The organism is Moraxella sp. CTOTU49803 (assembly GCF_032097965.1).
GTDB classification, from domain to species: Bacteria; Pseudomonadota; Gammaproteobacteria; order Pseudomonadales; family Moraxellaceae; genus Faucicola; species Faucicola tetraodonis.
On sequence record NZ_DAMCJP010000001.1, the window covers coordinates 654,945 to 681,009 of the forward strand.

General features: G+C 44.1%; 19 protein-coding genes. 16 read left to right on the top strand and 3 right to left on the bottom strand.

What is annotated here, in order from left to right; genetic code table 11:
• Positions 1–15: 15 nt before the first annotated feature.
• The 4 genes from RT422_RS02940 (at position 16) to iscX (ending at position 2,592) form a co-directional block, all read left to right on the top strand.
• Positions 16–378: a proton-translocating transhydrogenase family protein gene (locus tag RT422_RS02940; RefSeq protein WP_007116659.1), complete on the top strand. Its 363-nt coding sequence runs from the start codon at positions 16–18 to the stop codon at positions 376–378.
• Between the two features lie 11 nt (positions 379–389).
• Positions 390–1,778 carry an NAD(P)(+) transhydrogenase (Re/Si-specific) subunit beta gene (locus RT422_RS02945; protein ID WP_095355761.1) on the top strand — a complete coding sequence of 463 codons (1,389 nt, stop codon included), beginning with the start codon at positions 390–392 and terminating at the stop codon, positions 1,776–1,778.
• A gap of 88 nt (positions 1,779–1,866) precedes the next feature.
• The gene (locus RT422_RS02950) at positions 1,867–2,379 is read left to right on the top strand and encodes an acyl-CoA thioesterase (RefSeq protein WP_065252659.1); all 513 of its coding nucleotides are present in this window, start codon (positions 1,867–1,869) and stop codon (positions 2,377–2,379) included.
• A gap of 12 nt (positions 2,380–2,391) precedes the next feature.
• Positions 2,392–2,592, top strand: coding sequence for a Fe-S cluster assembly protein IscX (gene iscX / locus RT422_RS02955; protein WP_065252660.1), 201 nt, complete (start codon positions 2,392–2,394; stop codon positions 2,590–2,592).
• Between the two features lie 251 nt (positions 2,593–2,843).
• Here the strand turns inward: iscX and dapE are convergent, their stop codons facing one another.
• Positions 2,844–4,082 (bottom strand): succinyl-diaminopimelate desuccinylase, encoded by a 1,239-nt coding sequence (dapE, locus tag RT422_RS02960; RefSeq protein ID WP_282841065.1) that lies wholly within the window; start codon positions 4,080–4,082, stop codon positions 2,844–2,846.
• 170 nt (positions 4,083–4,252) lie between these two features.
• On the opposite strand from dapE, the gene RT422_RS02965 reads away from it, so the two are divergent.
• The gene (locus RT422_RS02965; RefSeq protein ID WP_284034025.1) at positions 4,253–4,867 is read left to right on the top strand and encodes a LysE/ArgO family amino acid transporter; all 615 of its coding nucleotides are present in this window, start codon (positions 4,253–4,255) and stop codon (positions 4,865–4,867) included.
• Here RT422_RS02965 and RT422_RS02970 read toward each other — a convergent pair.
• Positions 4,853–5,467 carry a 2OG-Fe(II) oxygenase gene (locus tag RT422_RS02970; RefSeq protein WP_284034026.1) on the bottom strand — a complete coding sequence of 205 codons (615 nt, stop codon included), beginning with the start codon at positions 5,465–5,467 and terminating at the stop codon, positions 4,853–4,855. The two genes, RT422_RS02965 and RT422_RS02970, sit on opposite strands and share 15 nt — an antisense overlap.
• 132 nt (positions 5,468–5,599) lie before the next feature.
• Here RT422_RS02970 and RT422_RS02975 point away from each other — a divergent pair, with 132 nt between their 5' ends.
• The 7 genes from RT422_RS02975 to RT422_RS03005 all read left to right on the top strand — a co-directional run bounded on the left by RT422_RS02975 (position 5,600) and on the right by RT422_RS03005 (position 18,810).
• Positions 5,600–6,487: a 23S rRNA (adenine(2030)-N(6))-methyltransferase RlmJ gene (locus tag RT422_RS02975; RefSeq protein ID WP_007116651.1), complete on the top strand. Its 888-nt coding sequence runs from the start codon at positions 5,600–5,602 to the stop codon at positions 6,485–6,487.
• A gap of 129 nt (positions 6,488–6,616) precedes the next feature.
• Positions 6,617–7,534 (top strand): CDP-diacylglycerol--serine O-phosphatidyltransferase, encoded by a 918-nt coding sequence (pssA, locus tag RT422_RS02980; RefSeq protein WP_313421218.1) that lies wholly within the window; start codon positions 6,617–6,619, stop codon positions 7,532–7,534.
• Between the two features lie 169 nt (positions 7,535–7,703).
• A complete protein-coding gene (locus tag RT422_RS02985; protein WP_313421219.1) occupies positions 7,704–9,368 on the top strand; it encodes a prolyl oligopeptidase family serine peptidase in 1,665 nt (554 codons plus the stop codon).
• 470 nt (positions 9,369–9,838) lie between these two features.
• Complete coding sequence (gyrA, locus tag RT422_RS02990) at positions 9,839–12,652, top strand: DNA gyrase subunit A (RefSeq protein WP_313421220.1); 2,814 nt, start codon at positions 9,839–9,841, stop codon at positions 12,650–12,652.
• 172 nt (positions 12,653–12,824) lie between these two features.
• Positions 12,825–13,520, top strand: a complete 696-nt coding sequence (locus RT422_RS02995; RefSeq protein WP_313421221.1) for a glutathione S-transferase — start codon at positions 12,825–12,827, stop codon at positions 13,518–13,520.
• Positions 13,521–13,800: 280 nt separating this feature from the next.
• Positions 13,801–16,614, top strand: coding sequence for a pyruvate dehydrogenase (acetyl-transferring), homodimeric type (aceE, locus tag RT422_RS03000; protein WP_313421222.1), 2,814 nt, complete (start codon positions 13,801–13,803; stop codon positions 16,612–16,614).
• Positions 16,615–16,698: 84 nt separating this feature from the next.
• Positions 16,699–18,810: a 2-oxo acid dehydrogenase subunit E2 gene (locus tag RT422_RS03005; RefSeq protein ID WP_313421223.1), complete on the top strand. Its 2,112-nt coding sequence runs from the start codon at positions 16,699–16,701 to the stop codon at positions 18,808–18,810.
• A gap of 104 nt (positions 18,811–18,914) precedes the next feature.
• On the opposite strand, the gene ppsA is transcribed toward RT422_RS03005, so the two are convergent.
• The gene (gene ppsA / locus RT422_RS03010; RefSeq protein ID WP_284034032.1) at positions 18,915–21,281 is read right to left on the bottom strand and encodes a phosphoenolpyruvate synthase; all 2,367 of its coding nucleotides are present in this window, start codon (positions 21,279–21,281) and stop codon (positions 18,915–18,917) included.
• Between the two features lie 477 nt (positions 21,282–21,758).
• Between ppsA and RT422_RS03015 the strand changes: the two genes are divergently transcribed.
• The 4 genes from RT422_RS03015 to RT422_RS03030 all read left to right on the top strand — a co-directional run bounded on the left by RT422_RS03015 (position 21,759) and on the right by RT422_RS03030 (position 25,980).
• Positions 21,759–22,643, top strand: coding sequence for a pyruvate, water dikinase regulatory protein (locus tag RT422_RS03015; RefSeq protein WP_007116642.1), 885 nt, complete (start codon positions 21,759–21,761; stop codon positions 22,641–22,643).
• Positions 22,644–22,736: 93 nt separating this feature from the next.
• Complete coding sequence (gene sthA, locus RT422_RS03020) at positions 22,737–24,431, top strand: Si-specific NAD(P)(+) transhydrogenase (RefSeq protein ID WP_227522783.1); 1,695 nt, start codon at positions 22,737–22,739, stop codon at positions 24,429–24,431.
• Positions 24,431–25,078, top strand: coding sequence for a 16S rRNA (guanine(527)-N(7))-methyltransferase RsmG (gene rsmG / locus RT422_RS03025; RefSeq protein ID WP_007116640.1), 648 nt, complete (start codon positions 24,431–24,433; stop codon positions 25,076–25,078). The genes sthA and rsmG overlap by 1 nt, the downstream gene beginning before the upstream one ends.
• A 101-nt stretch (positions 25,079–25,179) precedes the next feature.
• The gene (locus RT422_RS03030) at positions 25,180–25,980 is read left to right on the top strand and encodes a ParA family protein (RefSeq protein WP_007116639.1); all 801 of its coding nucleotides are present in this window, start codon (positions 25,180–25,182) and stop codon (positions 25,978–25,980) included.
• Positions 25,981–26,065 lie beyond the last annotated feature (85 nt).

Genomic DNA, 26,065 nt, shown 5'->3' on the forward strand with positions numbered 1-26,065 from the left:
AGGTTAGGAGGTTTTATGTTATTGACCCTATTAGCGTCTGCGACATCTGCCACCCCATTTGTGGCAATCTTTAGTATCTTTGTTTTGGCTATTTTTGTGGGTTATTACGTGGTTTGGGGGGTAACACCTGCACTGCATACCCCACTCATGGCGGTGACCAATGCATTATCCAGTATTGTCATCGTCGGTGCCATGCTGCAGACCGTCAGCATCGATGGCAATATGTTTACCCCAACCAGCTTATTGGGGGCGTTTGCGGTATTTCTAGCCAGCATCAATATTTTTGGTGGTTTTGCGGTGACGGAACGTATGCTTGCGATGTTTAAATCAAAAGATAAAAAAGCCAAAGCTGAGCCAAACAAAGAAGGAAATGCTTGATGAATGAGAATTTGAATTGGGTCGCCCAACATGCGGATTGGTTTTATTTGATTGGTGCGGTGCTATTTATTTTAACCTTACGGGGTTTATCAAGCCCAAAAACCGCCATCCGTGGTAACCGATTCGGTATGATAGGTATGGCGATTGCTATTATCACTACCTTTTTTTTAGCACCCAGTCCGGTATTTGTATTAATTGTTGGCGCGATGGTGCTAGGCGCTGTGGTTGGTACTTGGAAAGCACGCACTGTCGCCATGACGCAAATGCCAGAAACCGTGGCTTTGATGCACTCTTTAGTCGGTCTATCGGCAGTTGCCATTGCACTGGCGAGCGTGTTGCATACCGGCGTCGAGCATAGCACCATCGCGCGGTTTGAGTTGTTTGTGGGCTGTTTTATTGGTGCAATTACCTTTTCAGCATCAATGTTTGCTTTTGGTAAATTGGCGGCAAAAAGCTGGGCAAAGACGCTTAAAGGCACTTGGGTAAAACCTGTCCAAGCGTTATTATTCATCGCGATGTTAGCGTTTGGTATTATGTATTTCACCACCCAATCCATGCCAGCGTTTTATGCCATGACCATTCTGGCTATTATTTTTGGCTGGATGTGGATTGCGCCGATTGGTGGCGGTGATATGCCTGTGGTGGTATCGCTATTAAACTCATTTTCTGGGTGGGCGGCAGCCGGTATCGGTTTTACCCTAGGCAACTCAATGCTGATTATCGCAGGTTCGCTGGTGGGTTCATCTGGGGCGATTTTGTCCTACATTATGTGTAAAGCCATGAACCGTTCACTGCTCAACGTATTGTTTGGCGGTATGTCAAGCAGCTCAGCCGCTGCGACAGAAGAAGATACCGGACCCAAAACTTACCGTACAGGCTCACCTGAAGATGCCGCCTTTATGATGGAAAACTCTAGCAGTGTCGTCATTGTGCCAGGTTATGGTATGGCGCAAGGCCGTGCCCAAAATGCGGTAAAAGAGCTTTATGAAATGCTCAAAGAAGAAGGCGTGGACGTGCGTTTTGCGATTCACCCCGTGGCAGGTCGTATGCCAGGTCATATGAACGTACTATTGGCTGAAGCAGATGTACCGTATGAAGATATCTTAGAAATGGATGAAATCAACTCGGACTTTGCCGGTACTGACGTTGTGCTGATTATCGGTGCCAATGACGTTGTCAACCCAGCGGCAAAAGACGATCCAAACTCACCCATCTTTGGTATGCCAATTCTTGAAGCAAACAAAGCGCAAACCGTGATGGTCATCAAACGCTCAATGAGTGCCGGCTACGCAGGTCTTGATAATAGCTTGTTCTACATGGACAAAACCATGATGATCTTTGGCGATGCCAAAAAAGTGGTGGAAGACATGATTCGCCATATCAATGGCACAGGTCACTAAGTTTTTTTAACTTTAATCAACCCTGACTAACCAGTTTAGTCAGGGTTTTTTATTTGCTATAATCAGGCGGATATCACAAGGAAAGTTTATGAATTTATTACTGCGTTACCTTATCTTATGCTTGATGCTAAAATCCGATAAAGCAAAGTCATCTAAACCAAGCTATAGCGATGCGATCATCCGCCACTACCGGATTTTGCCACATGATATGGGGTTTCGTCACCATGTGCCTAATTATCGCTACTTAAGCTTTATTGAGCTCAACATCCAACAGTGGTTGATGCAGCAACGCCCAACGGACAAGCTAGGTTGGGTGATTGCATCGCAACAATTAACTTACATTAAAGAAAGCTTTTTGTTTGATAAATTGGCGCTTCGCAGTCAATTATTGGCTTGGGATAAAAAATATCTGTATTTTCGCCACGAGTTTTGGGTCAAAAATGACTTAAATGTGGTGGCATTGACCAAAATTGTATTGATGCTAGATGGGCAAGTGCAACCGACCAGCGTCATTGTACAGCAAGATGAACAAGCTCATCCTGTCATCAAAACTTGGCAAGACAATCTTAACGAAATCAAAAAACTCACCCCCATCAAGTAACTGGAGAAAAATATGTCCCTCAAATGGAACGACACATTAGAAATTGCCATTCTACTTTCTGAAAAATACCCTGATGAAGACGTGCAATATATTCGTTTTACCGATTTGCATCGGTATGTGACGCAATTAGAAGAATTTAGCGATGACCCAACCAAATCGACTGAAAAGCAACTAGAAGCGATTCAAATGGCTTGGCTAGACGAACTAGATTAAGCTGAATGCTAGGTTCTTCTTCATACTATATTCTTAAATGAGCAGCAGCTAAATTAATTTACCCATGAAAAATGACTCGCGTTTGCTTAATGCGTCAGCCAAAAAGTAACGGTTTTTGACATCATTTGACTTGGGTAAATAATCATTTGACTTGGGTAAATAATCAGTTGACACGCCCACGAAGATTGCCATCCCAGCAAAATTAGCAGTATCACTGGGTTGTTAGCATGCAATATTTAGGTTAATAGTATTCAGTCTAACAGTAAGTTTTGTAATATTTGCTCATAAATTGCGGCAAGTTTGCCCAAATCTTCGACTTCTACACATTCATCAATTTGGTGGATGGTCGCATTACGCACGCCAAGTTCAACCACTTCAGGCGACCTATTGTCAACATTCAACGTTGCAATAAAACGACCATCTGAGGTGCCGCCTGTGGTTGAAAGCTCTGTCTCTGTCCCCGTCATAGCTTTAATCGCGGATTGACAGGCGCCGACGAGGTTGCCTTGCGGCGTCAAAAATGGGTTGCCCGATAGTTTCCAGTTGATGTGATAACTGGCTGCACCGTCTTGAAAATGCTTGTCAAAAATCGCATGGGTGGTCGCTTTAAGTTTCTCATCGTTGGTCTCAGTTGAAAAACGAAAATTAAACTCGGCGCTTAAAGTTGCAGGAATCACGTTGTTAGCCCCAGTCCCTGCATTAAGGTTTGAAATTTGCAGGGTGGTGGCAGGAAAATACGCATTGCCATTGTCCCAAGTTTGGCTACAAAGCTCGGATAGTGCTGGCAAAGCATAATGAATGGGGTTCACTGCCAAATGCGGGTAGGCAACATGGCCTTGTTTGCCTGTCACTGTCAAAACGGCGCCGAGCGAGCCACGGCGACCATTTTTGATGATATCGCCCAAGGTGTGAGTACTAGAGGGTTCGCCAATCAAGCAATAGGTTATCGGTTGGTTGCGCGATTGCAATGTTTCCACCACTTTGACTGTACCGTTAACCGAAGGACCTTCTTCATCAGCGGTAATTAAGAAAGCAATTGAGCCGTGATGATTGGGGTGCTTGGCGACAAAATTTTCAACAGCGATAGTAAATGCTGCAATCGCTGTTTTCATGTCTGCAGCACCACGCCCATACAGTATGCCATCTTTGATAGTGGGTTCAAATGGCGGATAGGTCCATTGGCTGACATCGCCCGTGGGCACGACATCAGTATGTCCTGCAAAGCATAATACGGGCGCCTGCGCCTGCCCACGACCTTGACGGATTGCCCATAAATTTTTGACTTCTGCTTCGCGTCCTGTTGCGCCTTTTTCACCAAAGTATAAAAACTCACAATCAAAGCCGAGATGGTTAAGCCGCTCAGCCAGTATGTTTTGACAGTCAAGGTCAGTCGGCGTCACTGATGGCTCGCGCATCAGCTGTAAACTTAGTGCTAAGGTTTGCGCTTGAAGGTGGTCTAAATCAGTGGCGTTACTGGCATAATCAGTCATTGTCGTTTCCTCAAAATCTCTCAAAAATCTCGCTTATTTGCGCTGCATATTAGCATAAATTAGCGCCTTAGCGGGTCGCATTGTTCGCAATCGCTCAGGATTTTGGCTACAATACGCTTTTTTTCTCACTGTGCTTTTTTTGTGTTTTTTGCGAATGTTACTGGGGACGTGTGGTACTGATGAATATCTCTACTTTTTTAATGGGCATGAGCGTCTGCTTTTCCCTAATTTTGGCGATTGGGGCGCAGAATGCATTTGTGCTGAAACAAGGGCTAAAACAACAATTTGTGTTTATCGTGTGTTTGATTTGCGCATTATCTGATGCGGTATTGATTACGGGTGGCGTGTTTGGTTTTGGCAAGCTGATTTCGCAATTCCCGCTGATTATCACCATCGCAAAATACGCAGGGGCGTTGTTTTTAATTGTGTATGGTGCTCGAAGTTTTATTGCGGCTTATCAATCAAACCAATCGCTCATGGCGCAGGGTGAAGACGTTGGTAATTTAAAACAAGTGATTGCCATGTGCTTGGCGTTTACTTGGCTTAACCCCCATGTGTATTTAGATACGGTGATTTTGCTTGGGACGATTGCATCGCAGGTTACCGATAAGCTGGCATTTGCCTTGGGCGCAATTTTATCTTCGTTTATCTTCTTTTTTAGTTTGGGTTATGGTGCGCGTGTGCTGCAGCCCCTATTTGCCAAACCACTGTCTTGGAAAATTCTTGATATCCTCATCGGGGTTGTGATGTGGGGGATTGCGGCAAGTTTATTACTGGCTAATTAGCCCATCTTTTCTCATCCAAGTGGCAATGGAGAAGCGTTCACGATGGGTGATTGCGACTTGATGTACTAAGTTACTGTTAAAAATCACCAATCTGTTACCTTGGGGCTGTAATTGTTGTTGTGTGTCATGCTGATCGATGACGACAATTTCACCGCCATCGTGCGCGCCCCAACCCTCATTGAGATAAAAAACCGCCGATAACACACGTTCATCACGCCCTTGCGGGTTGTCTGAATGCCACTGATAACCAAACCCTGCAGGGTAGCGGGCATAATGGGCCTCACTACGGCGAATGCCGGTATATAAGGTTTGATTAAAAAATTGCGCCAGCTCATTAATCGCTTGTAGATACTGCATACCAATCGGACAGTGCTCATCAATCCAGCGGGTGCTATCGCCGCGAATGCTAGTGATTCGCTCACCCTGCGTCAAATTGGCGGCTTGGTAATCAATCAAGCCACTCTCTTTTTGTAACGCCCGAAAAAAATTGACGTCAAAACAGTCATCTAGCACGATAAAACCGTCATTAACCAGACCGTCAAGCTGTGCGTCGTTTATTTTTTCAAACCAGTTGGGCAGGATAAAATTCAACTCTGGCATGTGCGCTGTGTTTCCTCCAGCATTGTTTAACATTTAACTGGGCAATTTTTAGCAAAAACTTCTAGCAAAAACTTCGCCAATTTTTGATAGCTATGCTACCATACCTGCTAATTTGTTTACGAAAAATTTATTATGAATTATCAACACAGCTACCACGCGGGCAACTTCGCTGATGTGGTAAAACACGTTTTATTATTGCAATTACTTGAGATGATGAGCGCCAAGCCAAAACCTTATTATATTTTGGATGCGTATGGTGGTCGCGGTTTGTATTCACTGGCCAGTGATGAGGCGAAAAAAACGGGTGAAGCCATCCATGGCATTACCAAACTGCTAGCGCAAGACAATAGCCAAGCGCCACAGGCGGTGCAAACCTATTTACAAGATATTGGCTACGCCAAAAAATTCTACGATAAGCATGTGTATCCAGGTTCGCCTTGGTTTATTGCCCATCACATCGAAAAACAACAAGACGCTCACCCAGAGATTAACAATCGCGCCGAAGCGTTTGAATGGAAAGCAAGCGAGTTTGATGCACTTAATTACCAACTGCACCAATTGCCCATTGGTGTGCAACATCGCAATGCCTATGAAGGGATTTTGGCGGTGCTACCACCGCAAGAAAAACGCGGGTTGATTCTAATCGATCCTCCCTTTGAACAGGAACACCGTGATTTTAGCGCATTGGTAGATTTATTGGTCAAAGCGCATAAAAAATGGTCAACCGGGGTATTGGCTCTTTGGTACCCCATCAAAAACAACGATGCGGTTGAACTGTTTTATAAAAAAATGAAACGTACTGAAATCCGCCGTCAGTTGGTGCTTGAGCTGAATATTTTCCCACCCGATTTGCCGATGGGTTTAAATGGGACGGGCATGTTGGTGATTAACCCACCGTGGCAATTTGATGCTAAAGCCGAAGAGATTTTGCAATATCTACAGCCAATTTTGCAGCATCCTGAAAGCCCACAAATGAGCGTAGAACAGCGCACCAAAGTACAATGGTTGGTTGGCGAATAATTTCACACTTGGCGGGTTAACTGGTCACAAAACCCGCCAAATTTCGCAATTTGTTACCGAGCTCGATGCACCTAGCAACAGACGATTTATTACAGACGACCTGCAAGAGACAACCTGCAAGGATAATCAATGAATAACAATAATAATAACCAACCAACCCTTATCAAGACGCCCATCGACCCATCCCAACAGCCGCCACCGGCTCAGGATATCAATCCAATTCAGCTTGAGCATCAGCGTAACCGTGAATTGGCAGAAACCGATGACTATGATGGGCTCACCTTTGAAGTCATTGAAAATGCGCGTGTCGCTGATAAAACGATTGCGCAAAAAGGCGTTTATTTAATTCCCAATTCATTTACGCTATTGTCGCTACTTGCGGCATTTTATTCGATTACCCAAAGCGCGTTGGGGGAAGGGCATTATATGCGTGCCTGTGTGGCGATTTTTATCTCGGCATTGCTAGATGGGTTAGATGGCCGGGCGGCAAGGCTGTTCAATGCACAAAGTCCCTTTGGCGAGCAGCTAGACTCGCTAGCCAACTGCATCGCGTTTGGACTTGCGCCTGCGTTATTGATTTATCATTATGCGTTAGAGCCTTTGGGGCGTATTGGTATCGCTTGCGCCTTTGTGTATGCTGCCTGTGCGGCGCTGAGACTGGCGCGTTTTAATGTACAAATTGGTGTCGTTGATAAAAAATACTTTGTCGGGGTAGCAAGTCCGTTAGCCGCTATTTTAGTCACTACGTTTGTGATGGTACATATGGATTGGCAAGTTGAATTGCCGGCGACCAGTCCTGCTTTTCAAATCTTGGCAGCCATTTGGGTAGTGGTTGCGGGCTTTTTGATGGTGAGTAATTTAAAATACTATAGCTTTAAAGAGTTTGATAAAAAGCGTGTCCCCTTTGTGGCATTGATTTTGATTGTGTTTGCGCTCGGTATCGTGCTGTATAATATTCCTGCAGGATTGCTGGCGATTAGCGTGATTTACGCCTTATCGGGCCCAGTAACTGCGGTTTGGAGCAAGGTTAAACGCAAATCTGTTTAGCGCTACTTTAGGTTTTTTTGTTTTAGTAGCAAATTTTTTTAGAAACGGATGTTCAAATAGTATAAAAACTGGCATGATGAGCGTATCGTTTTCATGCCCGTTTTTTTTTGGGTAACATGATGCGTTGTTCAAGGATATGAACCATTAATTCCCTCATAAGGAGTATGAGATGCACCGTCAGTTTGATTTAATCCACCCTACTTTTAGCCTAACCAAAATTTTTATCTCGGTGTGGCTGGCCTCAACCTTAGCCGCTTGTGGTAGCGACAATGATTCCGCGATAACGCCACCTACCAAAACAGGCGTTGCTTCACTGCCCACAGGTAATTTAATCAAAGATCCATTAACGACCAAAAATCTCACCGCCAGCGCCTTAACCCAGTTATTTAATACCACAGATCCCGATTTTAGCCAAGTTGCAGCCACGCCCAAGTGTGGTGTGCGTGTAGAATACATGCAATATGATACCGTCGATGTCAAAGGTAATAAGACCGATGCGACGGGTGCTGTGTTTATTCCAACAGGCACGGATGCAAGCTGTAGTGGCAATCGACCCATTGTACTCAATGCACACGGCACGGCAACGACCAAAGCCTATAATTTTGCAGAAGTCGGTAATGCCAATAATGAAGCAGGACCAGCGGCGACATTGTTAGCGGCTTTGTTTGCAGGGCAAGGCTATGTGGTTATCTCACCCAATTATGCAGGTTATGACAAATCAAGCTTAGCTTATCATCCATACCTCAATGCCCAGCAGCAGTCACACGAGATGGCAGATGCGTTAAAAGCAGGCAGGGAAGTGGTACGCCGCACGGGCAGTGCAACCAACGTTGCCGACAATGGCAAATTGTTTATCACAGGTTATTCTCAAGGTGGCTATGTCACCATGGCAGCCACGCGCTATCTTGAAACGCTTAAAGAACCTGTGACAGCAGCACTGCCAATTTCTGGACCCTATGCCATGGAAGCCTTTGGTGATGTGGTATTTGGTGGTAAAGTCATGCTCGGTGCGACGTTTTTTGCTCCGCTGATGGCTCGCAACTATCAAGAGCAGTATGGCAATATTTATGCCAAACCCAGTGACATGTTCGCGCCAGCCAATGCCGATGAAATCCCCTCGCTACTGCCTAGCGCCAGCATGACTGATATGCAGCTCATTTTAAGTGGTAAATTGCCTGCCTCAGCAATGTTTCAAAAAGCGCCAACGGGCAATTCAACGCTCGATGCGATATCACCGTCTGACCCAGCATTTAGCTTTGGCTTTGATACAACGCAGTATTTAGTCAAAAATGACTACCGTTTAGGGTACTTGGCGGATGCCCAAAAAAATGTCGATTGGGCAGTGCCTTATTTACAAGGCTATACCAACTATAGCCCAGTGCCTGCTACACTGCCTGAACATCCCCTACGTAAAGCGTTAAAAGCCAATGACTTGCGCGGCTATTTACCAACAATGCCTGTCATTATGTGTGGTGGTAACCAAGATCCGATGGTGTTCTTTGACGTCAATAGTAGTTTAATGAAAAAACTATGGGACACAGATACTAATAAAACTAGCGCGACCAAGTTGGGAATTATTGATATCGATGTCACCAATCGCGCCACGCGTCAAAAACCGGTTTATCAAACGTTAGGTTTTGATACTGTCAACAATAATAGCATCCAGTCTCAATCAGAAAAAATGCAGGCAGGATTTGCTAGTAAAGTGCAAAATATTGCGGCGAATGCTGCCGCCAACGGGGGCAATCCATCACAAGCCGTTGCTATGCAATATCATGGTTTAGTCACGCCGTATTGTATGGGTGTGGCACAGACATTGTTTAGCCAGTTCTAAGTTTAGCCAGTTCTAAATTTGCGATAGCCTGAAGCTATAGCCAATTAACCAACACGCACTTAACTGATTCTCATTTAACAAAGCCTGTTTATCAACAGGCTTTGTCATTAGACAGTTTATTTTATAGATTATTACAATAGTTGATTAAGATAGCGGGTAAAGTTTGGGCAGTTTACCATGGGGGTAAAATAACACCCGTCAAAGCATGATATTTTGACATTACGGTCGACATTTGGCGGTGAGTTAACTGCTAAATCATGCGTTTTATGCTATAATTATTCCTTTTTACTATCCTAAAAATATAACGTCATCTGTGTTATTTTTCTGAAGTTTTTGATTGGGGTTTTTTGCAACTTTTGGTCAAAATTGCGCATTACTTTTAAACACATTGTTGTTAACTTAGGCATCGCCTTGAAAAGTAAAATAAATAAGATGACTCATATATAAGTAGCTTGATAAAAGGAGCGTGCATGTCCACCGATTCCGTTAGCCCCATTGGCATCGTCGATGAATTAAAACAATCTTATCTCGACTATGCCATGAGCGTAATTGTCTCCCGTGCTTTACCTGATGTGCGTGATGGGCTGAAACCTGTCCATCGCCGTGTGTTATACGCGATGCATGAATTATCAAACGACTTTAACAAACCTTACAAAAAATCGGCGCGTGTGGTCGGTGATGTTATCGGTAAATACCACCCGCATGGCGATACCGCAGTGTATGACGCGATTGTACGTTTGGCGCAGCCGTTTTCAATGCGCTATATGCTCATCGATGGTCAAGGTAATTTTGGCTCAGTGGATGATGACCCTGCCGCAGCGATGCGTTATACCGAAGTGCGCATGCAAAAACTCACTCACCAAATGCTGGGTGATTTGGATAAAGACACCGTGGATTGGGAGCCAAACTATGATGGCTCTGAGCAAATGCCAAGCGTCATGCCAGCCCGTATTCCAAATTTACTCGTCAATGGTGCCACAGGGATTGCGGTGGGTATGGCGACCAATATGGCGCCACACAATCTGACGGAAGTGATTAATGCCTGTTTGGCCTATGCCGATGATCCGCACATCTCTGGTGAAATGCTCATGCAGTATATCACCGGTCCTGATTTCCCAACAGGCGGTATTATTTATGGTCGCTCAGGCATTGTCGATGCTTATCGCACCGGTAAAGGTCGCCTGCATTTGCGCGGCAAATATCATATCGAACCGATGAGTGAAACGGGCGCCAATAAAGAACGTGAACGTATTGTATTTACCGAGATTCCGTATCAAACCAATAAAGCAAAATTGATTGAAAAAATCGCAGAATTGGTACGCGATAAAAAACTTGAAGGCATTAGCGAGATTCGTGATGAGTCAGATAAAGATGGCATGCGTATCGCCATTGACTTAAGACGTGGTGAAAACGCGGAAGTCATCGTTAACAATCTATTTATCCAAACGCCTTTAGAATCGAGTTTTAGTATCAACATGGTTGCCTTAGATGAAGGTCAACCTAAAATCATGACGCTGCGTGATTTAATTGCCGCCTTTGTGCGTCACCGCCAAGAGGTTGTCACTCGCCGTACTATTTTTGAACTCAAAAAAGCGCAGGCGCGTGGTCATTTGCTCGAAGGACTAACGATTGCCCTTGCCAACATTGACCGTATTATTGACACCATCAAGGCATCGGCAAACCGCCAAGAAGCCCGCGATAACTTACTGACCAATACTTGGCAGTCAGGTGGCGTGATTGCCATGTTAGAGGCAGCAGGCAGTCATTCGATTCGACCTGATGTGATTGAAGGCGAAGACCTAAATGCCCCATATGGACTGATTGATGACAACCAGAATTATCGTCTATCGCCTGACCAAGTCAATGCTATTTTGGATATGCAGCTGCACCGTTTAACAGGGCTAGAGCAAGACAAGCTACAGCAAGAATTCAAAGAAATCTTGGCGCTGATTGCCCAATTACAAAGCATTTTGGATAACTTTGACCAATTAATGCAAGTAATCAAAGACGAATTAATCCAAATTCGTGATGATTTTGGCGATGCACGCAAAACCCAAATCGTCGATAGTCGCAGTGATTTTAGCCGTGCGGATTTGATTCCTGAACAGACCGTTGTGTTGACTGTGTCACGTACGGGTTATGCCAAAACCCAGCCTATCAGCGACTATATCGCCCAAAAACGCGGTGGTAAAGGCAAGTCAGCCACTGCCATGAAAGCAGACGACGTCATTGACCATATGGTGGTCACATCGACACACAACAATGTGATGATTTTTACCGATCGGGGTCGTGTGTTTGGGTTACAAGTGTTTGAAGTGCCTATTGCTAGCCGTGGTTCGCGTGGTCGTCCGATGGTCAATTTGATTGCGCTCGATGCCGATGAAAAAGTCACCGCCATCTTGCCAGTGACCGAAGACGACAAGCAAAATGACAATAGCTATGTGTTCTTTGCAACCGCATCGGGTATGGTAAAACGCGTCCAATTGTCCCAATTTAAAAACCTTCGTGCCAATGGACTTCGCGCTGTCGAACTCAACGACGGCGATAACTTGATTGGCGTTGCTATTACCGATGGTGAGCAAGACATCATGTTATTTTCCAATGAAGGTAAAGCCATTCGCTTTAATGAAAGTAAAATCCGTGCGATGGGTCGTACCGCAAAAGGGGTACGCGGTATGCGGGTGACGCTACTGGCCAATCAAGGTATCGAAGACGAAGACACCGAGCTTGAAGAGGATAGCCAAGATGACCAAGACAATGACAGTGTCGTTGCGGTTAGCCGTGTGGTATCGTTGGTTGTTGCCCCACAACAAGGCGAGATTTTATGTGCTTGTGAGCGGGGCTTTGGCAAACGCACACCTGTCTCTGATTTCCCTGTCAAAGGTCGTGGCGGTAAAGGCATTATTGCCATCAAAACCACGGCGCGTAATGGCGAGCTGGTGCAGGCGTTAGCGGTAACCGATGCCGATGATATTGTGCTGATTTCTGATGCCGGCACGCTGGTGCGTACACCTGTCGGACAAATCGCGCAGACAGGTCGTAATGCGCAAGGGGTCACCCTGATTCGTATTTCACAAGATGAATCATTGGTTTCCATCGCTTTGGTTGAAGGCGGTAGTGAAGACGAGCTGGACGAAGATAGTTTAGAGGCAGCATTGAATGACAATATCGCGCAAGATGGTACTGATTTACGAGACAGTGCGGATTTGCAAGAAATCGAGTTGTCTGAAGCCCTGCAACAAGATGGTTTACTAGAAGCCGATGCACAACAGCTAGATGACTAATTTGTAGCTTTGATATTTGTAACCTCCCTTTATCAAACCAGCTTACCAATCAATAAGCTGGTTTTTTTCGCTGAATTCTACAATTTCGCAACAGCCAGCAAGTTTAAAGCCTTATAAAATTTAAAATTATCTTGTTCCAACAATCCTATTACATTAAAAGACGAGTATACCCATGTCAAAACTGCATCTACATCACCTTGAAAAATCACGTTCATTCCGAATTCTTTGGCTATTAGAAGAATTAGAACTGCCTTATCAGTTGACTAAGTACGAGCGCCATCATGGTTTGGCGCCCAAGTCTTTGCAAAAAATTCACCCGATGGGTAAGGCACCTATCCTACAAGATAATGGAAAAACGCTGATTGAATCGGCCAATATCATTGAGTATTTGATTGATAACTATGACCAGTTAAGCGACCAGCAAGATGCACAGCCAATCTCACAACTGGTGCTGAATAAAAAATTTCGCCCAGATTATGGGAGTGAGGCGTATGAACAGTATCGATATTGGCTGCATTTTACCGAAAGCTCGTTGATGCCCTTGCTTATTATCCGACTAATATTTGCTACCATGATAGAAAAATCACCGATAGGTATCAAACAAGTGGCAAAATTACTCAAATCGGGGATAGACAAATCTTATCTGAATCATTCATTAACCGAACAGCTCAAAATGCTAGATAAGCATTTGGGAAATAATGAATGGCTTGCTGGCAACCAATTTAGCGGCGCTGATATACAGCTTGAATTTGCCATAAACGCCATGCAAGAAACCCATAGTTTAGAGGCAAAATACGCCAATATTCACAATTGGTTAAAAAAATGCCAAGCTCGCCCAGCTTATCAAAAAGCGGTTGATAAGTGTTGATGGTTGACTGTCAAGCGACTTAATGCTTTTATTGCTTTACCTTGTCAATAAATTTACTACGCGGTCAGAAAAAACAGTTGTCTTTTTCACCTTTATTTCATAGCTAAATACCTATTAAAAATTAGCGAAAATACATAAATATTTTTTTCATGTAAAATATTGCTATCGCTATTTATAACAATGTTTTGTGTCTAATAGTTGAATACTTTGAGTCGTTTACAACCTAGCTCCATTCTAGGTTATTTCCATGGATGGATGCCATTGCCAGAAGGAACGAAAAATGCAATATCAGTATTTTAAAGACCCTGATAGTCAAGAAACCCAAGAATGGCTTGACGCCTTTGATTCGGTAATCAAGTCAGTGGGAAAAAAGCGTGCTACTTTTTTACTAAAAGCCATCTATGATAAGGCGGTACAAGAAGGGTTGCGCGTTAACCGCCTTGACACCGCTTACATCAACACTATTCCTGTAGAAGATCAGCCCTCGTATCCCGGTGATTTAACCCTAGAGCGTAAAATTCGCGCTATCATTCGTTACAATGCAGTGGCGATGGTGATGCGTGCCAACAAAAATGACGACGACTTAGGCGGTCACTTAGCGACGTTTGCCTCGAGTGCGACGTTATACGAAACAGGTTTTAACCATTTTTGGCGCGCAGCGAGTGAAAGCTTTGGCGGTGATATGATTTATTATCAAGGTCATGGTTCGCCAGGGATGTATGCTCGCTCATTTTTAGAAGGTCGATTGACTGAAGAGCAGCTGACGAATTTTCGCCGTGAAGTAGGGGGCAAGGGGCTATCTAGCTACCCACACCCTTATTTAATGCCTGACTATTGGCAGTTCCCAACCGTATCGATGGGTTTAGGCCCAATCATGTCAATTTATCATGCGCATGTGCATCAATATCTTGAAAATCGCGGCTTGATTCCAAAAGAAGGTCGCAAGATTTGGGCATTCTTGGGCGATGGTGAAACCGACGAGCCAGAGAGCCTAGGTGCTATCTCACTAGCCGGTCGCGAGAATCTAGAAAATCTGATTTGGGTGATTAACTGTAACTTGCAGCGCCTAGATGGCCCTGTACGTGGTAACGGTAAAATTATCCAAGAGCTTGAATCCGTGTTTCGCGGTGCAGGCTGGCGAGTGATTAAAGTCATCTGGGGCGGTAAATGGGATACGCTTCTAGATAAAGACCATACAGGCGCGCTCAAACACCGTATGCTTGAGACCCTCGATGGTGAATACCAAGTGTATAAAGCGCGTGATGGTAAATTTGTCCGTGACTATTTCTTTGGTAAATACCCAGAACTTGCCGAAATGGTCAAAGATTGGACTGACCAGGAAATCCAAAATTTAGACCGTGGTGGTCACGACCCGATGAAAGTGTATGCCGCATTTAGCGAAGCCATGAAAGCCAAAGGTCAGCCGACGGTGATTTTGGTTAAAACCGTCAAAGGTTATGGCTTATCTAACCAAAGCCAAGCGGTCAACAAAACCCACCAAATCAAGAAACTCGAAATTGATTCATTAAAATACTTCCGTGACCGTTTTGATTTGCCATTTACTGACTCGCAGCTTGAAGAATTGCCGTTTTATCGTCCTGATGAAAATTCTGCTGAAATCCAATACCTTAAAGGTCGCCGTCAAGCACTGGGCGGACATTTGCCCAATCGCCGTAGTGGTCATATTCCACTCGATGTCCCAGGATTGGAGATTTTTGACAAATTACTACAAGGTAGTGCAGGCAAAGAACAATCTACCACCATGGTATTTGTACGCTTGCTAGCCGCACTGCTAAAAAATAAAGCGCTGCAAGAGCGTGTGGTGCCGATTGTTCCTGATGAAGCCCGTACTTTTGGTCTTGAAGGTATGTTCCGCCAATTGGGTATCTACTCGGCATCGGGTCAAAATTATACCCCTGAAGACCATGAAGCCTTGATGGGTTATAAAGAAGCCAAAGACGGTCACATGCTTGAAGAAGGCATTAATGAAGCGGGTGCGATGAGTGCGTGGATTGCGTTAGCGACCAGTTATTCAACCAATGCGTTGCCGATGATTCCTTTTTATATCTATTATTCGATGTTTGGTTTCCAACGCGTCGGTGATTTAGTTTGGGCGGCAGGCGATATGCAGGCGCAAGGGTTCTTGCTTGGCGGTACCGCAGGTCGTACCACACTTAATGGCGAAGGCTTACAGCACCAAGATGGTCATCAGTTGATTCTATTTAACACGGTGCCAAACTGTGTCACTTATGACCCATGTTATGGTTATGAGCTAGCGGTGGTCGTACAAGATGGTCTGCGCCGTATGTATGGTGAAGGCGAACGGGTTTTCTATTATATCACCTTAATGAATGAAAACTACGAGCAACCAGCCATGCCAACAGGGGTAGAAGAAGGCATCAAAAAAGGCATGTACTTGCTCAAAGATAATGGTTCAAAACAAGTGCAATTGCTAGGTTCAGGCGTGATTTTACGTGAGGTTGAAAAAGCCGCGCAAATTCTAGCTGAAGAATTCAATATCAATGCCAACGTGTGGAGTGTCACAAGCTTTAATGAACTCACCCGTGAAGGCATGGCATGTGATGAGTACAATCGTTTGCACCCACTAGATGAACAGCGTACGCCTTGGGTTACTGAACAACTTGCACAGCATGAAGGTATTGTGGTCGCTGCCACCGACTATATGCGCATTTTCTCTGAACAAATCCGCGCCTACCTACCAGACAGTCGTCCGTATGCCACCTTAGGTACCGATGGTTTCGGTCGTTCGGATAGTCGTCGCCAATTACGTAGTTACTTCAAAGTAGATGCCGCCCACATTGTGGTAGCAACGCTTAAACTATTGGCAGATGAAGGTGAAGTTGATGCGCGTTTGGTCAAAGATGCGATTAGTAGCTTGGGTATTGATGCCGATGCTTCACCTGCTTGGTATCCTCAAGTACAAATCGACCAATCCCCAGATGCACCAGCGATTTTAGGCGCGAATCCAAAACCTGTACCAACCTTGGTTGAAGAGGATGATGAAGCGATTTCAGCAGACGGCAAAGCAGAAGATAAAGCCGATGCGCCAATTCTTAACGAAAAACCTGAATAATATCAATTAATAATTGGGAAAAATCAGCCACGTATTAGCGGCTGATTGCCAACTTAGTAAAAATAAAACTTTAAGGATAAACCCATGGAAATCAAAGTTCCCGACTTAGGCGTTGATAGCGCTGAAGTCAGCGAAATTATGGTCAAAGTCGGCGATGTCATCAATGTGGACGATAACATTGTCTTATTAGAGTCTGACAAAGCCTCTGTAGAAGTACCTGCGACATCAGCAGGGACTATTACAGCAATTAGTCTTCAAATCGGCGATAAGGTCAAAGAAGGTGATGTGATTCTCACCATCGACAGTGTAGACAATAGCCAATCCAACACTACACCCGTAGAGCAATCTGCGCAACAGACAGACCAACAAGCAGACCAATCTAAAGAAGCTAAAAAAATTAAAGAAACTAGCGCGACTTCATCGCAAGCGCCGTCTATGGCTGCGCCAAATCAATCACAGCCTACATCAGCTGAAGCAACCTATACATTGCCAGATTTGGGTGTCGATACCGCAGAAATTAGTGAGTGGTTGGTCAAAGAGGGCGATACTGTCACTGCTGAGCAACCGCTAGTATTGGTCGAATCCGATAAAGCATCGGTCGAAGTACCAGCACCTGTTAGCGGAAAAATTGTCAAATTCTTAGTCAATGCAGGGGATACGGTCACCAATGGTCAGGACTTTATCGTGATGGCCTCCCAATCAGCTACGCAACAGTCATCATTAGCCAGTGACCCATCAGAACAAGCTGCCAGTCAAGCCACTTTAGCTGCAAACCAAAATCAGCCACCCGCTCAAACGGTATCTGCGCCTCAATCATCCACCCCCGCTGGTAAACAAACATTCGGTTTGCCCGATTTAGGGGTAGAGTCAGCACAGATTAGTGAGTGGATGGTCAAAGTAGGCGATGAGGTCACAGCCGAACAACCGCTAGTATTAGTAGAATCTGATAAAGCATCGGTTGAAGTCCCTTCGCCAGTTGCAGGTAAAGTAGTGGAATTACTAGTTAATGCTGGTGATACCGTCACCAATGGTCAAGACTTTGTTGTGATTGAAGCGGCGGGATCAGTGCAATCCGCATCAAGTTCAACTTCACAGCCGCAAGCGACCACCCATACTACTCAGCAAGCAGTCGTTAAAACGCAAAATACCGCGTCGACTTCAACTAATAGCGCTACCACGACAGCTAGCCAGTCAACCACAACAGCTAGCCAGTCAAATTCACAGTCAAAACTGTCTGAAGCGCAAATTAATGCCAAAAACGCCGCAGTTTATGCAGGTCCTGCGGTGCGCAAACTTACGCGCCAATTGGGTGTTGATGTCAGTGAGGTGACTGGCACGGGCGCTAATGGGCGTATTGTCAAAGAAGACGTGTTTGCTTATGTCAAAAATACAATAAAAGCAGTTAGCACGCCAGCCGCTGCAAACAAAGCCTCTGCGCCTTCAGCGGCTCGCTCAGGATTACCTAATTTACCCGATATGAGTAAAACGGAAATTTGGGGAGAAATTGAGCGCCAAGATTTGACCCGTCTACAAAAAGTCTCAATTCCGCAGCTTAATTACAATACCTATTTGCCACAAGTCACCCAGTTTGATTTGGCAGATATTACCGATGTTGAAAAATTGCGTGGTGACCTAAAAGATGAGATGAAAAAAGAAGGGGTGAGTCTAACTATTCTGGCTTTCATCATGAAAGTAACCGCTTACGCGCTGATGCAACATCCAAAATTTAACAGCCATTTAAGCGATGACAATACCCAAATTATCATCCGTAAATCTGTGAATTTAGGATTTGCCGTCGCAACCGAGGAGGGTTTGACAGTCCCTGTCATTCAACGTGTAGAGCAAAAAGGCATCAAGCAACTAGCGATTGAAATCGGTGAGCTTGCCAAAAAAGCGCGTGATAAAAAACTATCTGCCAAAGAGTTAACCGGCGCGTCATTTACGATTTCAAGTCAAGGCAATCTTGGCGGTACTTACTTTACGCCGCTGGTTAATTGGCCACAAGTTGCGATTTTAGGCATCAGTGAATCTAGCATTCAGCCACGTTGGAATGAGACCAAAGGCGAGTTTGAGCCACGTTTAATGCTACCGTTGTCATTATCGTATGACCACCGTGTAATCAATGGTGCGGACGCTGCGGTATTTACCCGATATATTGCAAAATTACTAGCAGATCCACGCCGCGTGTTGTTATAAATTGCAGCGCAAAAAAACCTAGCGGGTCCTCTCCATGCTGGGTTTTTTTAATGCCCAAAAAAAGCCCTTAGTCAAAACTAAGGGCTTTATGAATGCCAACAAGCTTATTTTTCGGTTTTTGCTAAGAAGAACCAAGTGTCTAACACCGAATCCGGATTCAATGAAACAGAAGTAATACCTTGTTCCATTAACCACATCGCTAGGTCTGGATGGTCAGAAGGACCTTGTCCACAGATACCGATATACTTGCCTTGTGCGTTACAGGCATCGATAGCCATTTTCAGTAGTTTTTTAACCGCTGGGTCACGTTCATCAAATGATTGAGATACGATACCCGAATCACGGTCAAGACCAAGGGTTAACTGGGTTAAATCGTTTGAGCCGATTGAGAAACCATCGAAGTATTGTAAAAACTCTTCTGCCAATAAAGCATTGGTTGGCAACTCACACATCATAATAACGCGTAAACTGTTTTCACCACGTTTAAGACCATTTTTCTCAAGTAGCTCTAATACCTTACGCGCTTCTTCTGTGGTACGTACGAATGGAATCATAATCTCAACGTTGGTTAAGCCCATTTCATCACGAACACGTTTTAATGCACGACATTCTAATTCAAAGCAGTCACGGAAGTTTTCTGACACATAACGGCTGGCACCACGGAAACCGAGCATGGGGTTTTCTTCAGATGGCTCATATAGTTTACCGCCGATTAAGTTTGCATATTCATTCGATTTAAAGTCAGACATACGTACGATAACTTTCTTATCTTTAAATGCGACCGCTAGGGTTGAAATACCTTCAACCAATTTATCAACGTAGAAGTCAACCGGTGAAGCATAACCTGCCATACGCTCTTGAATCGCTTGTACGATTTCGCGTGGTAGGGTGTTCATGTTAAGCAGTGCCTTTGGATGCACACCAATCATACGGTTGATGATGAATTCTAATCGCGCCAGACCCACCCCTTCATTAGGGATTTGGGCAAATCCAAAGGCGCGGTCAGGGTTACCGACGTTCATCATAATTTTAAATGCCAAGTCTGGCATTGACTCAATTGAGTTGTTTTGGATTTCAAAGTCCAATTGACCTTCGTAGATATAACCGGTATCACCTTCTGCACAAGATACAGTGACTGCTTGACCATCGGTCAATAGGTCAGTGGCGTTACCACAACCCACGATGGCAGGGACGCCCAATTCACGCGCGATAATTGCCGCGTGACAGGTACGACCACCACGGTTAGTGATGATAGCAGCCGCACGTTTCATGACGGGTTCCCAGTCTGGATCAGTCATATCAGACACAAGGACGTCACCTTCTTGTACTTTATCCATTTCATGGATTGAATTGACCACGCGTACAGTACCTGCGCCGATACGTTGACCAATTGAACGACCTTCACAGATGACATCGCCTTTTTCTTTAAGGATGTAACGCTCCATGACGTTTTGACTTTCACGGCTTTTTACTGTCTCTGGGCGTGCTTGCACAATGAATAATTTGCCACTGTCACCATCTTTTGCCCATTCGATATCCATCGCATGACCATAATGTTTTTCGATGATTAATGCTTGTTTGGCAAGTTCAACCAACTCTTCATTGCTTAGTGAAAATTGGTTGCGTTCCGCTTTGTCTACGGGGACTATTTTGACTGATTTGCCAGCTGAGTGCTCGTCTGCATAAACCATTTTTTGTTGTTTGCTGCCGAGGTTACGACGAATTACCGCAGGTTTGCCGGCATTTAATAACGCTTTTGAAATGTAGAATTCGTCAGGGTTTACCGCACCTTGCACGACCATTTCACCCAAGCCATAGCTTGCGGTGATAAATACCACGTCGTTAAAACCACTTTCGGTATCAATGGTGAACATCACACCTGAAGTGCCTGTCTCTGAGCGTACCATGCGTTGTACGCCAGCTGATAACGCAACACCTGCGTGCTCAAAACCTTTGTGAACGCGGTAAGCGATGGCACGGTCATTATATAAAGAAGCAAAGACTTCTTTAATAGCAATCAAGATATTGTCAATACCACGGATATTAAGGAAAGTTTCTTGTTGACCAGCAAATGAGGCGTCTGGTAAATCCTCGGCAGTCGCTGATGAACGAACTGCAACAGCGATGTCCTCGCCTTGGCTCATCTCGGCAAAGGCATCACGGATTTCTTGTTCCAAATCTTTAGGTAACTCTTGTTCAATAATCATGTCACGGATTTTTTTGCCCGTGGCAGTCAATGCCGCAACATCATCCACATCCAGACCTTGAAGCGCGTCTTTGATTTTGTCTTGAAGACCTGTACCGATTAAGAATTTGTTAAAAGCTTCAGACGTTGTTGCAAAACCACCTGGTACGCTTACCCCTAAATCCGTTAGGTGACTAATCATTTCACCTAATGAAGCGTTTTTACCGCCTACTTTGTCAATGTCATTTTTGCCTAACTTGTCGAGTGAGATAACTTGTGCGTTCAAGGTGATAACTCCGTGAAATAAAGATTATTTTGAAAAGATTATAACGGTATTTCGTAGAAAATTCATCTTAAAAAATGATTTTCTAGCAAAAAATTTATAATTTTAAAAAAACTGTTAGCGATCAACAATTCAATTAAAATTTTGCTTGGATATCTTTGAGTTTAAGGGGATAAAAAACGTAGATAAGCCTTCAATGACAATAACTGATGGCTAATTAAGGCAAATTAAGCATCGATTTGTTAGATTAAAGCCTACAAGTCACGTATAATAACAAACTCTCGACCTGTAAGACAAACGCCTGTGAGACAAATGCCTGTAAGACAAACGATAGTGTCTGCACTGATAACGACATTAATAAGATGACATTCACTGCCAAAAACGCAGTTAATGTGTGAGGTTAACCATCAGTGTGAGTTTAAACCAGTATTAATTTAAATTAGTATGGACGCTTCTTGTCATTTTTTTGGATAATTTTTCATGACCATTGAGCAAATCAAAGCCACGATTCAAAATAAAGACGCCTTAAATTTTGCAAATTCGCAGTCGTTGCGAAGTGTGTTTTTTATCTCCGATGGTACCGCGATTACGTCTGAAACCCTAGGTCGCTCTATTTTAAGCCAATTTCCCACGGTACCATTTGAGACTCGGGTTATTCCTTATGTTGATACCCTCGATCGCGCCGATGAAGCGGTCAATCAAATCAATCTTGCCCACCAGCGTGATGGGGTAAAGCCGCTAGTCTTCGATACCATCGTTGACCCTGTGATTCGTGAACGAATCAACGGCGCAGATGCCTTTAACTTAGACATTTATGAAGGTTTGATTAGTAAAATTGCCGATGAAATCAAAGTGCAACCTGCACCGCATACCGGTCATGCGCATGGGGATGTCGATTCTGAGAACTATAAATCACGTATCGATGCGGTGCATTTTGCTTTAGACAATGATGATGGCGCGCGTACCACCCATTATGATGCGGCAGATATTATTTTGATTGGGGTGTCACGTTCGGGCAAAACGCCCACCTCTTTATACCTAGCGTTGCAATTTGGTATTCGTGCGGCGAATTATCCGTTGACTGAAGATGATTTATATGAAAATTCGTTGCCTAAAGCGTTAAAGCCCTACCGTGACAAACTGTTTGGTTTGGTGATTGACACCGATCGACTGGTAAAAATTCGTAACGAGCGCCGTGCAGGTAGCCGCTATGCAAGTTACCAGCAATGTCAGCAGGAGTTGCGCGCCATTCAAGGTATTTATATTTCTCAAGGGATTCCAAATATTGATGTATCCACGATGTCGATTGAAGAAATCGCGACGCGTATTTTACAAATGACGGGGTTAAAACGTCGAATTGGTTAATGTAACCTCTTAACGTACGGTTAATTTATCGTATTTTATATTTAATTTAAAAATTTTTTATTCATTATCAAGGCTTAAAATATGGGAGCTAATATGCCAAAAAAACGGATTAATGACAAAGTTACTCAAATTCCCCCTACAAACAATGACAACGAAAACATCTGTGATTCCAACACACAGTCAATTATTGAACCCCAAGAAAATATTACCGAAATTTTGGCAAAACCAACCAAAACTGAAATTTCGGATTCTGATAAAAAAGCCAATACCGTCAGTATCAGTGAAGACGATGATAAGGTAAAACATTTTGATGATGCATCGGTGCATTTTGATTTAATTAGCCCGCTGGATAACACCCGTATCAATTTAAAGCGTTACAAGCGTCAAGATGCCGTTAGCCATGCCTATGATTATGATGCTATTGTGATTGGGGCAGGACCCGCGGGTGAAGCAGCAGCGATGAAAATCGCCAAATCTGGGCAAAAAGTTGCCGTGATTGATCCACGCAAACAAGTGGGGGGCAACTGTACGCACGTAGGCACGATTCCAAGTAAAGCATTGCGTCAGTCAGTGTTTAATATTATCGGTAATCGCCGCGATCCTATCTTAAACCAAGGCATTGACTATCACCAAATTCCACTCAATAAAGTGTTAACCAAAGCGCGCGAAGTGGTGCGTAACCAAGTAGAAACCCATACACGTTTTTATGAGCGTAACCAAATTGACTTAATCAATGGTTGGGCAAGTTTTAAAGATACCCATACCATTCATGTTGATATGAGTGATGGTACCGAGCAAGACATTACCTTTGAACAAGCCATTATTACCGTGGGTAGCCGTCCTTATCGCCCAGATTTGTTAGATTTTAGCCATCCTCGCGTGTTTGATTCTGATAAAATCCTACAAATGGATTATGTGGTACAGCGCATTATTATTTATGGTGCAGGCGTGATTGGCTGTGAGTATGCGTCTATTTTTACTGGTCTTGGCTATAAAGTAGATTTGATTAATACCCAAGAGCAGTTGCTTAGCTATCTAGATGATGAGATTTCTGACGCATTATCGCATGACTTTAGACAATTTGGCGTGTTGATTCGTAACAAAGAAGAAATTGAACGGCTAGAAACTTATGATGACTGCGTGATTTTATATCTAAAAAGTGGTAAACGCATCAAATCAGATGCTATTTTATGGTCAAACGGTCGCTCAGGTAATACCGACAGTCTCAACCTTGCCGCCATCGGACTCACCGCAAACAGCCGTGGTCAACTTAAAGTCAATGAACATTACCAAACCGATATCCCAAATATTTACGCAGCAGGGGATGTGATTGGCTGGCCATCGCTTGCATCGGCAGCTTACGACCAGGGACGCTGCGCCGCTGCTTATATGGTGGGCGATGAAAACGCACAACCTGTTCGCAGTGTGCCAACGGGTATTTATACCATTCCTGAAATTTCAAGCATTGGTAAAAACGAACAAGAATTAACGGCCGAAAAAGTGCCGTATGAAGTGGGTCAAGCCTTCTTCAAACACCTTGCCCGCGCACAAATCATCGGTGAGCGTAGTGGGGTGTTAAAAATACTGTTTCACCGTGAAACCTTAGAGGTTTTAGGTATCCATTGTTATGGCAATCACGCCTCTGAGATTATTCATATCGGACAAGCAGTGATGGAAAGTAAGGGCAGCAATACGCTAGAATACTTTGTCAATACTACCTTTAACTACCCAACGATGGCAGAAGCCTATCGCGTTGCTGCGCTCAATGGTCTTAATCGGGTGTTTTGATGGCGCAAATTAATGTAAAGCTACAACCCCAGTACGTAAAATTACAACCGCAGTTGCAACAAGCACTCTCTGAGTTAAAGTTGCCACTATCGGATGAGCAGCAATTACAGCTACTGTACTATCTACAGCAGCTGTTGTTTTGGAATAAAGCGTATAATTTGACCGCTATCAAAGATGACCAACAGGCATTAATCAAACATATCTTTGATAGTTTGTCGATTGTGCCATTTTTGCCAGCCGGTGATTTGCTAGATATTGGGACGGGTGCGGGTTTGCCAGCGGTGATAGTTGCTATTTGTCAGCCACAACGTGCGGTGACAGCACTCGATAGCAACCAAAAGAAAATTCGCTTTATCAAACAAGTCGCCAGTGAATTGGGGTTAAAAAATCTGACACCGGTTGCCAGTCGTATCGAAGCACATGAAGGCACTTATCAAGTAATTACCTCAAGGGCGTTTGCGTCGCTGGTGGATTTTGTCACCCATAGTCAAAGCAAATTGGCAGATAATGGTATCATTTGTGCCATGAAGGGGGTTGAACCCATTGATGAGATTCAAGCGCTTCAAAATGAGTGGCAAATTAACACCCAAGTGTTAACCGTGCCAAAGCTCTATGAATCACGCCACTTGATTTATTTGCAAAGATAAACACCCCATTTCAGCCAGTTTTACCGGTATTAGGGTTTGAAAAACTGGCTGTTTTTGACTACAATTTTCAACCTTTTTATCAACACATTGCGAGACAGTTCATGGATATTTTAGCCATTGCTAATCAAAAAGGTGGGGTGGGCAAAACCACCACCGCGGTTAATTTGGCAAGTGCACTGGCACATCGCCGCAAAAAAGTTTTACTGATTGATTTGGATGCCCAAGGCAATGCGACCACGGCATCAGGACTGGATAAACGCGAGTTAGAGTACAGTATTGCTGATGTGCTGTTAGATGATTTGCCAATCCATGAGGCGATTGTCAAAACCGCAAATGGGTTTGATATTGTCGGTGCCAACAATGAATTGTCAGGCAGTGATTTGCATTTAAGTCAAAAGCCTGAAAACCATGCAATTTTGTCAAAAGCCATGCAGCAGCTCGCTGATATGCCTGCCAAAAACGGCCGCGCGACTAAGCCGTATGATTTTATCGTGATTGACTGCGCCCCGAGTTTAAGTTTACTTACCATCAATGCAATGTGTGCCACATCAGGGGTGATTATCCCGATGCAATGTGAATATTTTGCATTGGAAGGATTGGCGGATTTATCGCAAACCATTGAGCGTTTGAAGTCGCTAAACCCAAACTTGCATATCCGCGGTGTGCTAAGAACCATGTTTGATCCGCGCAATACCTTGGCAAATGATGTCTCTATGGAATTGATTGAGCATTTTGGTCCGATTTTATTTAATACCATTATTCCCCGTAATATTCGTCTAGCAGAAGCACCGGCGCACGGCATCCCTGCGCTTGATTATGAGATGAATTCAAAAGGCTCACAAGCGTATATTCGCCTTGCCAATGAAATTATCAAGCAAAGTCGCCAATTCCAACTTACCTAAATTAAACTGTTTAGGCACTTTCTTTGTTAATTTGTTGGCAAGTGCGCACCGACAAAAGCAATGAAACTATTTTTCAAGCTATGGC

Bases quoted from the DNA above. Each gene is read 5' to 3' on its own strand.
- RT422_RS02995 (WP_313421221.1), top strand. From the start codon at position 12,825: ATGTCAAAACTGCATCTACATCACCTTGAAAAATCACGTTCATTCCGA.
- RT422_RS03015 (WP_007116642.1), top strand. From the start codon at position 21,759: ATGACCATTGAGCAAATCAAAGCCACGATTCAAAATAAAGACGCCTTA.
- RT422_RS03005 (WP_313421223.1), top strand. From the start codon at position 16,699: ATGGAAATCAAAGTTCCCGACTTAGGCGTTGATAGCGCTGAAGTCAGC.
- RT422_RS02940 (WP_007116659.1), top strand. From the start codon at position 16: ATGTTATTGACCCTATTAGCGTCTGCGACATCTGCCACCCCATTTGTG.
- rsmG (WP_007116640.1), top strand. From the start codon at position 24,431: ATGGCGCAAATTAATGTAAAGCTACAACCCCAGTACGTAAAATTACAA.
- RT422_RS02985 (WP_313421219.1), top strand. From the start codon at position 7,704: ATGCACCGTCAGTTTGATTTAATCCACCCTACTTTTAGCCTAACCAAA.
- aceE (WP_313421222.1), top strand. From the start codon at position 13,801: ATGCAATATCAGTATTTTAAAGACCCTGATAGTCAAGAAACCCAAGAA.
- gyrA (WP_313421220.1), top strand. From the start codon at position 9,839: ATGTCCACCGATTCCGTTAGCCCCATTGGCATCGTCGATGAATTAAAA.
- RT422_RS02970 (WP_284034026.1), bottom strand. From the start codon at position 5,467: ATGCCAGAGTTGAATTTTATCCTGCCCAACTGGTTTGAAAAAATAAAC.
- RT422_RS02975 (WP_007116651.1), top strand. From the start codon at position 5,600: ATGAATTATCAACACAGCTACCACGCGGGCAACTTCGCTGATGTGGTA.
- iscX (WP_065252660.1), top strand. From the start codon at position 2,392: ATGTCCCTCAAATGGAACGACACATTAGAAATTGCCATTCTACTTTCT.
- RT422_RS02950 (WP_065252659.1), top strand. From the start codon at position 1,867: ATGAATTTATTACTGCGTTACCTTATCTTATGCTTGATGCTAAAATCC.
- RT422_RS03030 (WP_007116639.1), top strand. From the start codon at position 25,180: ATGGATATTTTAGCCATTGCTAATCAAAAAGGTGGGGTGGGCAAAACC.
- dapE (WP_282841065.1), bottom strand. From the start codon at position 4,082: ATGACTGATTATGCCAGTAACGCCACTGATTTAGACCACCTTCAAGCG.
- pssA (WP_313421218.1), top strand. From the start codon at position 6,617: ATGAATAACAATAATAATAACCAACCAACCCTTATCAAGACGCCCATC.
- sthA (WP_227522783.1), top strand. From the start codon at position 22,737: ATGCCAAAAAAACGGATTAATGACAAAGTTACTCAAATTCCCCCTACA.